Annotated in this window: 9 protein-coding genes and 1 pseudogene; 7 read left to right on the top strand and 3 right to left on the bottom strand. The window is 28.2% G+C overall.

Annotation, left to right across the window (positions count from 1 at the left end; all coding sequences use genetic code 11):
- Positions 1–319: 319 nt before the first annotated feature.
- The 3 genes from BPP43_RS00540 to BPP43_RS00530 form a co-directional block, all read right to left on the bottom strand.
- Complete coding sequence (locus BPP43_RS00540) at positions 320–1,177, bottom strand: ankyrin repeat domain-containing protein (RefSeq protein WP_015273847.1); 858 nt, start codon at positions 1,175–1,177, stop codon at positions 320–322.
- Between the two features lie 126 nt (positions 1,178–1,303).
- Positions 1,304–2,464, bottom strand: a complete 1,161-nt coding sequence (locus tag BPP43_RS00535; protein WP_015273846.1) for an ankyrin repeat domain-containing protein — start codon at positions 2,462–2,464, stop codon at positions 1,304–1,306.
- Positions 2,465–2,536: 72 nt separating this feature from the next.
- Positions 2,537–2,914 carry a PepSY-like domain-containing protein gene (locus tag BPP43_RS00530; protein ID WP_014933470.1) on the bottom strand — a complete coding sequence of 126 codons (378 nt, stop codon included), beginning with the start codon at positions 2,912–2,914 and terminating at the stop codon, positions 2,537–2,539.
- 422 nt (positions 2,915–3,336) lie between these two features.
- On the opposite strand from BPP43_RS00530, the gene leuS reads away from it, so the two are divergent.
- From leuS to atpD, 7 genes and pseudogenes are all read left to right on the top strand, one after another.
- Positions 3,337–5,898, top strand: coding sequence for a leucine--tRNA ligase (leuS, locus tag BPP43_RS00525; protein WP_015273845.1), 2,562 nt, complete (start codon positions 3,337–3,339; stop codon positions 5,896–5,898).
- 396 nt (positions 5,899–6,294) lie between these two features.
- Positions 6,295–7,314 (top strand): zinc-dependent alcohol dehydrogenase family protein, encoded by a 1,020-nt coding sequence (locus BPP43_RS00520; protein WP_015273844.1) that lies wholly within the window; start codon positions 6,295–6,297, stop codon positions 7,312–7,314.
- Positions 7,315–7,659: 345 nt separating this feature from the next.
- Positions 7,660–8,634: a type I phosphomannose isomerase catalytic subunit gene (locus BPP43_RS00515; RefSeq protein WP_013243453.1), complete on the top strand. Its 975-nt coding sequence runs from the start codon at positions 7,660–7,662 to the stop codon at positions 8,632–8,634.
- A 16-nt stretch (positions 8,635–8,650) separates the two neighbouring features.
- Positions 8,651–9,429: pseudogene (locus tag BPP43_RS00510) on the top strand (ABC transporter ATP-binding protein).
- Between the two features lie 16 nt (positions 9,430–9,445).
- Positions 9,446–10,228, top strand: a complete 783-nt coding sequence (locus BPP43_RS00505) for an MlaD family protein (protein ID WP_014933476.1) — start codon at positions 9,446–9,448, stop codon at positions 10,226–10,228.
- 26 nt (positions 10,229–10,254) lie between these two features.
- Positions 10,255–11,130, top strand: a complete 876-nt coding sequence (locus tag BPP43_RS00500; RefSeq protein WP_013243456.1) for an inositol monophosphatase family protein — start codon at positions 10,255–10,257, stop codon at positions 11,128–11,130.
- Between the two features lie 64 nt (positions 11,131–11,194).
- Entirely contained in the window at positions 11,195–12,607 is a 1,413-nt protein-coding gene (atpD, locus tag BPP43_RS00495) for a F0F1 ATP synthase subunit beta (RefSeq protein WP_014933478.1), read from the top strand.
- Positions 12,608–12,636: the final 29 nt, after the last annotated feature.

Raw genomic sequence — 12,636 nt, 5'->3', positions numbered from 1 at the left:
TGATAATTGCAGAAATAGCACAATTACATGATAAAGAAGTATCTATATTTGGTGCTTTATCTATAGTTTTGTTTTTTATAACTATATCAATTCCTATGATATTGGGTATGAATATACTAACTGAATTAATAAATTTAAATTTTAATATTTATGTTAAAAATATTATATTGTCTATTATTTTTGTAATTTTCCTTATTATTTTGATATTTATATATAATAAGGATATTGCTAAAACAAAAAAATAAAAAAAATAATAATTTTTAATTTTATTTTATAAAATTATATTATATAAGCTTTGATAAATTATATAAAAAATCAATTATCTGAAAAATTCTGAAATATTAAAAACTATAAAATGTAATATTAATGCAGGTATACCAATTACAATTAGAAGTACAATCTTAAAAATATTAAATAAAGTACCAAATATTCCATTAAAAGTTAATTTTATATTATATATAAATGCTCCGGGATACGCTTTTTGCCCATTATTATTTTTTATATTTTTATCTGCATTATTTTCTATCAAAAGAGAGGCAACTTTTTTTTCCATATCAATATCTCTATAGTCATTATTTTTTTTATATAAAATTTTATGAAGTGCAGTATCTCCATCATTATTTTGTAAATTAATATTGACTGAGTTTTTTATGAGCATTTCAATAATATCATATTCTTCTGTTCCTATATTATCTCTAGAAAGTATATAATGAATTATACCATTTCCGTCATTATCTTGTATATTAATATTTGCCCCAAGATTTATAAGTGTTTCAATTTTATATTTACTATCTGGAACTCCTATAATTTCACTTGTACCGAATTTAGGTTTATGAAATGAATTGTAGTACTTACTTACATTAAGTATAAGGCTTTTTCCCTCTTCATTTTTCTCGTTAATATCCATTCCATTATCTAATAAAACTTTTACGAAATCAGAGAAATTATTAGTGCTTAAATTAGGTATATAGTTATACCATGTTTCACTGTTCGTTATAGAATAAATTATATATTCTTTATTGTTTTCAATTATGTATTTAAACTCATCAATATTTTCTAATACTACTGATTTGTATAATGCTGATTCTTTATTTGTTGCCGCTAAATTCTTAAAATCTTCACTTACCTGACCATAAGCAATGTACGAACTAATTATAATAATCCATAATACTTTCATCATAAACCTCTTTTTTATTATGTATTATATTTTTTGATTATACATTGTAGCGGTATATTTTGTCAACTTAGATTTCATTTTAGATTTTATTGATTGTATTTAGTAGAAAATAAAATTTAAAACTATTTATTTTTTCTTATAATATTTTTTTACTAAATCAATCATTTTTTTATCCTGAATAGCCTCAGCATATTCTAAAACATTGTAGCTTTCTTTTATACTTCTGCCATAGTCATTATCAGGTTTCATTTTTATATTTAAATCCACTCCATTTTTAAATAAATATTCAGCAACTTCATAATTATGTTGGTCTATAGCATGAAATATCGCAGTATAGTTTATATCATTAGGATAATAGTTCACATCAGCCCCATTTTCAACCAATGCCTTAACTATTTCTAAATTACCCGCACCTGCAGCAATTGCTATAGGAGGATAATAATCTAAAAATTTAGTATCCAAATCAGCACCATTATCTTTTAAAAGCTTTACTACTTTAGGAGTAGACGCCGCAAGTATAGTAGCAGGAGCAACTCCTCCATAATTTGTAGCATTTACATTGGCACCATTTTCTATTAAAAGTTTTGAAGCTTCATAAGGATTCTCACCTGTAACAGCCCAAAGTAATGGAGTATCCCCATTATCATCAGCTTTTCCATTAACATCTATTCCATTATCTATTAAATATTTCATTATGTTGATATTGCCTTTTTCAGAAGCATAAATAAGTGCAGATGCTCCCCAAGATGATTTTTCATTTATATCTGCATTGTTTTCTATTAATATATTAAACATTTCTTCATTACCCTTTTCGCATGCAATCATAATCATATTTTTTCCGTCTTTATTTTTTATATTTATATCAGAGTTATGTTCTATTAATAATTTTGCTATTTCTATATTGCCAGTTCTCACAGCTTCCATTAAAGCATTAAATCCATCGTCTGCTCTTAAATTAACCAAAGCCCCATTATCAATCAAAGCTTTTGCTATATCATAATGCCCGTATGATGAAGCTATCATTAAAGGAGTAGAATTAGCATAGTGTGTAACATCGCCTATATTAATTTCAGTTTTAGAGCTTGCATTTATACCGCCCTCATTTATTAATTCTATTATTTCAGCAACACCTGTTTTCTTTTTATTTTTTTTTAATAAGCTTAATAATTCATCGCTAGGCTTTATTATTTCATTTGTAATGCCTAAATTATTTATTTTATCATTATTGCTCTTGGAATAAAGTAATGAAATTGCAATTATCAATATAAATAATATCTTCTTTTTCATAAAACAACCTTTTTTATTAATATGATGTATATTATATAATAACTCATACTAATACTCAATAAAAAAACATCTTTAAGCTAATAAATCTCCTCTGTAATTTATACATAAATCTATGGAATTACTTAATTTTATTCTATAAAAATTTATTCTTTTGTTTATTTCATATATATGAACATCTTTATATTTTTTTATAATATTTTTTACTTTATTTGATATAGATTTTGGAAGTATGCTATCTGTTATAGTATCATCACTGCTTATATAATTCCAATTACCGTTTTTATCAAAATCAATATAAGTTCCGTTGGATAATTTCACTTCATATTCATCATTAATTTTATCTATATATATTATTTTTGCATTATGAAAGTAAAATTCTATTAATCTTCTAGCATTTTCAGGCAATTTACTAGGAGTTATTTTTATAGAAAGTTGTAATTTAGTATTCATAAATTAACCTCCGATTATTGTATTGTAAATTATCTTTACAATTATAATTATAGTCAAAGGGATAGTTTTGTCAATATAATTTTACAAATATTTTACAATAAATTTACAATAATAAGCTTTTTATAAGTAATATATAATACATATCACACATAACATACAGATTAATGTAAATTTTACGTAAAAAATAAACTACTCTTCTTTACAATTAACATAAATCTATACAAATATACAAAAAATACTTGAAAAATATAACATTTTGCAATATAATTTTTGTTGTAAAAATTTTCAGTAAATATATTTTGCTGTTATCATCTTATTTTAATTCTTTATACAGTAATAAAATAAGCGGAATTTTACAAAATACACATAAAAATAATAATTTTTTTTATTAATAAATAGTATCAAACTACGGAGTGTATATTATGGAATATAATTTTACCACCATTGAAAAGAAATGGCAGAAGTACTGGAAAGACAATCAATCTTTCAAAACAGTTTCTAAACCTACAGACAAAAAATATTATGTATTAGAGATGTTTCCATATCCATCTGGAAAAATGCATATGGGACACGTTTCAAACTACACTATAGCTGACTCTATAGCTAGATACTATAAACTGTTGGGCTATGATATTTTACACCCAATGGGCTGGGACGCTTTCGGTATGCCTGCAGAAAATGCCGCTATTGATAACAAAACCCACCCTGCTGAATGGACTTTGAAAAATATTGCTAATATGAAAGACCAATTAAACTTGCTTGGATATTCATATGACTGGGATAGAGAAGTTACTACTTGTTTGCCTGATTATTATAAATGGGGACAGTGGTTTATATTAAAAATGTATGAGAAAGGGCTTTTATATAGAAAAGGTGGCGATGTTAACTGGTGCGACCATTGTAATACAGTATTAGCAAACGAACAAGTTACTGCAGAAGGCACTTGCTGGAGATGTGACGGAGAAGTTACTAAAAAGAAACTTGAACAATGGTATATAAAAGTTACTGATTATGCTGAACAGTTAGACGCTGATTTAAAACTATTAGAAGGTTATTGGCCTGATAATGTTATAGCTATGCAGAAAAACTGGATAGGAAGAAGTGTTGGTGCTTATATCAATTTTAATCTAGATGACGGCAAAGACTTCCCTATATTTACAACTCGCCCGGACACTATTTACGGTGTTACTTATATGGCTATAGCTTGGAACTATGACGGACTTTTAGATATGTGTACTCCTGAACAGAAAAGTGCTGTAGAAGAGTTTATTAAAAAGTCTGCTAAGATTGACCAAAAAACAGACTACGAAAAAGAAGGTGTATTTACAGGAAGATATGTAGTTAATCCATTTAATGGTGAGAAAGCTCCTTTATATGCTGCTAATTTCGTTTTAGCTGAGTATGGTAGCGGTGCGGTAATGGCTGTACCTGCTCATGACCAGAGGGACTTTGAATTTGCCAAAAAATATAATATCCCTGTAAAAGTTGTTATACAAAATGCTGACAATTCTATAAAAGCAGAAACTATGACAGAAGCTTATGTAGAAGATGGAATAGTTGTTAATTCTGATATATTAAACGGACTTTCTTCAAGAGATGCTATAAAAAGAGCAATAGAGTATGCAACAGAAAAAGGTTTCGGAAAAGAAAAAGTTCAATATAAACTTAGAGATTGGCTTATATCAAGACAAAGATATTGGGGCAATCCTCTTCCTTTTGTACATTGTGAGAAATGCGGTGTTGTACCTGTACCTGAAAGTGAATTACCTATAACACTTCCTATGGATATAGAGTTTACAGTTGGAGAAAATCCTCTTAAAAAATCTGCATCATTTGTTAATACAACATGTCCTAAATGCGGTGCTCCTGCAAAGAGAGAAACTGATACTATGGACACATTTACATGCAGTTCTTGGTATTATGCAAGATACACTGATGCTCATAATGATAAAATGCCTTTTGACCCTGCTTCTGCTAATGCTTGGCTTGGAGTTGACCAATACATAGGCGGTATTGAACATGCTTGTATGCACCTTTTGTATTCAAGATTCTGGTACAAGTTTATGAGAGATATAGGACTTATAAAAGGAGATGAGCCTTTCAATAGACTTCTTACTCAAGGTATGGTTTTAGCAAATAGTTATGAGGCTAAATCATTGAAAAAATTCTATACTCAAGAGCAGATGAACAATAAAGAATACGAAAAAGACGGCATTAAAAAAGAAGATATTATAGTAAAAATGGAAAAGATGTCTAAATCAAAAGCTAATGGTGTTGATCCTGCTGAGATTATAGAGCTTTTCGGTGCTGATGCTGTTAGAATATTTGTTATGTTTGTTGCTCCTCCAGAAAAAGACAAAGAATGGTCTGATGAGGGTGTTAAAGGTTCTGCAAGATTCTTAAACAGAATTTGGAACTTATTCTTAAAATACAAAGATGAAGAAGCTTTCAAAAATGCCAAATCATTTGACTACAACAATCTTTCAAAAGACGGACAAAAATTATTTAGAAAATACAATAAAACTATTAAGAAAGTTACAATAGACATTAAAGACAGATTCCACTTCAACACTGCAATTGCTTCATTAATGGAGCTTTTGAATGATATGTCTACTATAAAATTAGCTAACAATGATGATTATGCTATGTTTAGAGAAGTGATTAGAGGATACTTAATTCTTCTTAACCCAATAGCTCCGCATATCACAGAAGAGCTTTATCAAATATTAAACTTCGGTAAAATGATAATTGAAGAAAGATGGGTTGAGCATGATGAACAGTATTGCAAAGATGACACATTTGAACTTGTATTCCAAGTTAATGGTAAAATAAGAGACAGAATAGAAGCTGATGTTAATATAAGCGAAGATGATGCAAAAAATCAAGCATTATCAAGCGACAAAGTAAAACAGTTTACAGAAGGTAAAAACATTGTTAAAGTAGTTTATGTTAAAGGAAAGCTTGTAAACATAGTTGTAAAATAAAATATAATTGTTTATAAAAATAATAAAGAGTATGGATTAAAAAAATCTATACTCTTTTTTTATTTTCATTACACACCCCACCCTTTATTTTTTATTGTATCATTTTAAAATTCTAATTTTATTATTTTTTTGTTAACTAAATAAAAAAGCATACCCACCCAAGTTTTTATTTAAATAACAAGTATATTCAACGCACGATGAGCTAATTTTTATAATAACACAAATTAATATTCATAATTGATTTATATTTTAAATTTTGTTTAACGTGCGGTATATTTATAACAACACATATAAAAATTACATAATAATATAAATGTTTTTTTCATCTTCTTGACAAGAATATTTAATAGATTATTATTTCATAGTAATTTTATTATTTTTTATAGGAGTTTAATAATGAAAGCTGCTGTATTTTATGGAAAACAAAAAATTGTTGTAGAAGACGTAAATATAAAAGAACCTAAAGACAATGAAGTTTTAATAAAAGTTAAATACTCTGGAGTGTGCGGAACAGATGTTCATATATATGAAGGAGAGAAAGGATGCACTGATGTTAAGCCTCCTAGAATATTGGGACATGAATTATCAGGCTGTGTAGAGAAAATTGGAAAGAATGTTACTAAAGTAAAAATAGGAGATAAAGTTGCTATTGATCCTAATGACTATTGTAATAATTGCTACTATTGTAATAATGCTAAAAAACACCTATGCAACAATATGACTGCTGTTGGAGTATCATTAGACGGGGGTTTTGCTGAGTATGTTACAGTTAAAGAGAACTTAGTATTTAAAGTAGCTGATAATGTTTCTTATGAGAGTGCGGCTATGGTTGAACCTATTTCTTGTTGCTTGCATGGTATAGATTTAATGGATATTAAGCAGGGTGATACTGTGATGGTAGTTGGTGCTGGAAATATTGGGCTTATGATGATTCAACTTTTAAAATATAAAGGGGCTGTTAATATAATTGCTGTAGAGCCGTTTGAAAAAAGAAGAGAAAGAGCTAAAAAATATGGTGCTAATATTGTAATAGACCCTATTAATGATAATACTGAAGAAATACTAAAAAATAATAATATATTTAATATTGATAAAGTTATAGATTGTGCTGGAAAAGTACAGACTGCTAAATATTCTATTAAATATGCAGGCAAGGGTGCTGAAATAATGCTTTTTGGACTTACTGCTCCTGATGATGAAGTAAAAATAAAACCTTTTGAAATGTTTCAAAAAGAGCTTACGATAAAAACTTCTTTTGTCAATCCTTATGCTTTTGAAAGGGCTGCTAATTTACTTGCTAAAGGAGTAATAGATGTATCAGAAATTATCACTGACATTGTTGATTTAGAGAATATTAATGATGTATTTACTAATAAGCTATATGCAAAAGACGGCAAAGTGTTAATTAAAGCATAATTATAGTATAATAGTTTTTATTAATAAGAGGGGTATTAACTTTTAAGTTGATACTCCTTTTTATTTATTTTTTGTTTTTATAACATACCCCACCCTTTATTTTTTATTGTATCATTTTAAAATTCTAATTTTATTATCTTTTTGTCTACTAAATAAAAAAGCACCCCACCCAAGTTTTTATTTAAATTAAAAATCCATTCAACGCACGCTTTAATAACTATTGTTTATAATAAAAATTATATAATTAAAACATATTAATAATTTATTGCTTAATTTAACGTGCGGTATTTAAATAATTAAATTTTATTGTATTGAATTATTTTTTTTATTTTATATAATGTAACTATGTATATATTTGAATTTAAAGAAATTGGTAAAGAGTCCATCTGGGGCGGCAACACATTAGTTAAATCTTATTCTAAACATTTTGATAAAGATAAAAATATCGGCGAAAGCTGGGAAATATGTGATTTAAAAAATGATAAAAACATTGTTTCTAATGGAGAGTTTAAAGAAAAAGATATATCATTTTTAATAGAACATCTCGGCGAAAAACTATTGGGAAGTAATTGTAAAAATCAAAAAGATTTCCCTCTATTAATAAAATTTATAGATGCGAAAGATAAATTATCAATACAAGTTCACCCCGATGAAGAATATGCTAATAAAAAACATAATAAACATGGCAAAAATGAAATGTGGTATATTATGGAAGCAGATGAAAATGCTAAACTTTTAATAGGGTTAAAAAAAGGTATTGATAAAAATAAATTGAAAGCTGCTATAGAAAATAAAGAAAACATAGAAGATATGTTTAATTATTTTGATATAAAAAAAGGAGATGCTTTTTATATACCAAATGGCTGTATACATGCTATAATGGGTAATAGTTTAATAGCAGAAATACAAACTCCAAGTGATGTTACCTACAGACTTTATGATTGGAATAGAGTAGATAAAAATGGTAATTCAAGAGAACTTCATATAGAAGACTCTTTTAATGTTATTAAAGATATAGATGCATTTCAATTGAAATCAAAAAAAGAAAATTTATTAAAAGAAAATAATATAGAAATCAATAATATATTTTCAAATGAATATTTCACAACAGAAGAATATCTTATAAAAGATAAATACACTTCTAAAACTAATAATAAAACATTTGAAATAATATTAGTAATGGAAGGAAATGGAACAATAACAAGTGATGAAAATAGTATTGAATTAGAGGCTGGAAAAACTGTTCTTTTACCTGCATATCTTGGAGAATATAGTATATATAGTGAAAAAGGAATAAAATTATTAAGAGTTACTGTTTGAGGGAAATTTTCGTTTTATGAATATAATAGAATTAAAAGATGTATATAAAAGTTTTGGCAGTCAAAAGGTCTTGAATGGTGTTAATCTCATAGTTAATAGAGGCGAAACATTAGCGGTTATAGGTAACTCCGGCTGTGGAAAAAGCGTTCTTATAAAACACTTAATAGGTTTATTACAGCCAGATTCCGGAAGTATTATAATAGATGGTAATGATATAAATCAGATATCTGATAATGAACTTACAGAAGTTAGAAAAAAGTTTGCTATGGTTTTTCAGGGGGCTGCTTTATTTGACTCTTTGAATGTTTATGAGAATGTAAGTTTTGGGCTTAGAAGAATAAAAAAGGGTATGCCGGAAAGCAAGATAAAGGTAAAAGTAGCTGAAGTGTTGGATATGGTTGGCATGCCAAATATAGAACATAAAATGCCTTCAGAATTGTCTGGAGGAATGAAAAAACGTGTTGGGCTTGCTCGTGCTATTGCAATGGACCCTGAAATATTATTATATGATGAACCTACTACTGGACTAGATCCTGTTATGTCTAGAGTAATAGATGATTTAATAGTAAAAATGCAAAATATACTTAATGTTACAAGTATAGTTATTACGCATGATATGACTAGTGTATTTAGAATGGCAGATAGAGTTGTTATGCTGCATAAGGGGCAGGTTATAGAAGGCGGAGACCCTGATCATTTAAAAGAAATAGAAAACCCTCATTTGAGATTTCTTTTTTATGAGTAGTATAGACAAAAAAAGGTGAAGATATAGAAAGTATTAGACCAAAAGATTAATTTATAAGGAAGATTTATGAAAAACAAGGTAAAATTAGGAATATTTTTCATAGTTACTTTAGTACTATTAATTGGAGCTATAACAGTATTCGGTAAGTTTAAATTAAAGGGCAATGGTTACAGAATATACGTAGATTATGTATTTATTGGAGACTTGCTTGTAAATGGTAAAGTATCATATAGAGGCGGCGGTATTAATATTGGATTTATAGAAGATATTAGTATTAACCCAGATGGAACTATAAGAGTAACTTTATTTATTACAGATAGAAAAGTTATATTACCAGAAGGCACAAGATTTACTATACAGACAGTAGGATTAGGTCTTGGTGAAAAATATATCATGGCAACGCCTCCAACAATTACAACTTCCGGGCTTAAATCCATAGAACCAGAAACAGTTGTACAAGGTGTAGAGCCTTTTAGTTTGGAAAGCACATTAGGTTCTATAGGAGATATTGGTAAAGATTTAAACTTTGAACAGTTTTCGGGAATATTAACTAATTTGTCTAAAACTATTATGAGCATAACTGAAATTGTAGGTACTAATGAAAAAACTATCACAGATGTAATTTCAAATTTCAATGAGAGTTTAATACATATTAATTCTATAACAAGAGATTTATCTAGCATAATTAATGATGTAGAAAATGGCAAAGGTACAGCAGGAATCATAATGAAAGATACAAATATGCAGACAAATGTAGCTGCTATTATTGATAATATGAGAGTATTTAGTGAAAAATTAAAGGATAATCCTTCTGCATTATTATTTAGAGAGACTAGGACTAATAGATAATATAATTTTTTAAGGAGTATCTAATTATGCCTATATTTAAAAAATTAAGTGATGAAAAAAAAGAAGAGATAAGAGAAAAAAAAGAAATAGAATCTAAAATAAACAAAATATCAAAATCGAGTTTAAATAGATGTATAAAAGATGCTGAATATATTGCTATTAAAGCAGGAAAATATTCTCTTAAGTTTTTTTCTTCTCCAAAGATGATATCGCATAAAGGAAAAACAGATTTATTCACAGAAATAGATGTAAAAAATGAAAAAACAATAAGAGAGTATTTAACTAAAAAATATCCAAAATTCGGTTTTTATGGCGAAGAATCTGGAAAAACAGATAATGATAAAGACTTTAATTGGATAGTAGACCCTATAGACGGCACTACTAATTTTATACATGGTTACCCATTTTATTGTGTATCTATTGGCTTGGCATACAAAAATATTCCTATACTTGGCGTTGTTTATAACCCTATAACAGACACAGTATATAAAGCACATATAAAATCAAAAGCTTATAAAAATAAAAAAGTTATTAGTGTAAGCAATAATAATAAATTAATAGATTCTTTAATTATTACAGGTTTTTATTATAATACAAGCACTGATGATGATTTTTTAAATAACAGAATGATAGATTTTGCTAATATGGTTAAAAGAAGTTTAGCAGTTAGAAGAGATGGTTCTGCTGCATTAGATATATGTATGGTAGCGGAAGGTATTGCTGACGGATTTTTTGAATATGGATTATCGCCTTGGGATATATGTGCGGGAAGTGTAATTTTGAAGCAGGCTGGCGGTTTAGTTACAAATATTAACATGAAAGAATATGATATTTTCTCAAAAAAACAATATATAGCAAGCAATAAAAAAATTCATAAAGAAATGATAAAAGTACTTGAATAAGTTTTCAATAGATATAAAATATATATCAATATTTTTTAATATTTTTGTTTGAAGGAAAAAATTTATGATAGAAGGTAAAAAAGGAAAGGTAATTCAAGTAGTAGGCTCAACATTAGACGCCGAATTTGAAGAAGGACATCTTCCTGCAATATTAAATGCTCTTTATATAGATAAAGAAGTAGAAGGTATAAAAAGACATATAGTCTGCGAAGTTCAGCAACATTTGGGAAGCGGAAGAGTAAGGGCTATAGCTTTAGAATCTACTGATGGTATATCTAGAGGAGATGAAATAATAGATACAGGCAATCATATAATGGTTCCTGTTGGTAATGAAACTATAGGAAGAATATTTAATGTATTAGGTCAAACAGTTGATAAAGGCGAACCTATAAAAGCTAAAGAATATCGTTCAATACATGCTAACCCTCCTAAGTTTGATGCATTAGAACCAAAATTAGAAATATTTGAAACCGGTATTAAAGTAATAGATTTACTTGCTCCATATATTAAAGGCGGTAAAACAGGTCTTTTCGGAGGTGCCGGAGTTGGTAAGACTGTTCTTATAATGGAGCTTATACATAATATTGCAAGTGAACATGGCGGATATTCTGTATTTGCTGGTGTTGGAGAGAGAACAAGAGAAGGTAATGACTTATGGTCAGAGATGAAAGAGTCTGGAGTTATTAATAAAACTTGTCTTGTTTATGGTCAGATGAATGAGCCTCCTGGAGCAAGACTTAGAGTAGCATTAACTGCTCTTACTATGGCTGAATATTTTAGAGATTCTGCTAATTTAGATGTACTTTTATTTATAGATAATATATTTAGATTTACTCAAGCTGGAAGTGAGGTTTCTGCATTGCTTGGACGTATGCCTTCAGCAGTTGGTTATCAGCCTACCCTAGCTACAGAAATGGGTGCTTTGCAAGAGAGAATAACTTCTACTAAGCATGGTTCAATTACTTCAATACAAGCAGTATATGTACCTGCAGATGACTTAACAGACCCTGCTCCTGCTACAGCTTTCACTCACTTAGACGCTACAACTGTACTCTCTAGGGAAGTAAGTGAAAAAGGTATTTATCCTGCAGTAGACCCTCTAGCTTCAACAAGCAGAATATTAGACCCTATAGTATTAGGTAAAGAACATTATGAAGTAGCTAGAAAAGTTCAACATATACTACAAAGATATAGAGATTTACAAGATATTATTGCAATATTGGGTGCTGATGAACTTTCTGAAGATGATAAATTAACAGTATCACGTGCTAGAAAAATAGAACAATTCTTAAGTCAGCCTTTCTTTGTAGCAGAACAATTTACAGGGCTTCAAGGAAGATATGTTAAATTGGAAGACACTATTAGAAGTTTTAAAGGAATTTGTAATGGTGATTATGATGATTTACCAGACCAGGCATTTAGATTGGTAGGCTCTATAGAAGAAGCTATTGCTAAAGCTAAAACTATAAATGCTTAAATATTAATACAGCCTTACCGATAATTAAA

This window comes from Brachyspira pilosicoli P43/6/78 (assembly GCF_000325665.1).
In the GTDB taxonomy this organism is placed as follows: Bacteria; Spirochaetota; Brachyspiria; order Brachyspirales; family Brachyspiraceae; genus Brachyspira; species Brachyspira pilosicoli.
The sequence above is the reverse complement of the archived record's forward strand: the minus strand, read 5'-3'. Positions and strand labels throughout refer to the sequence as shown.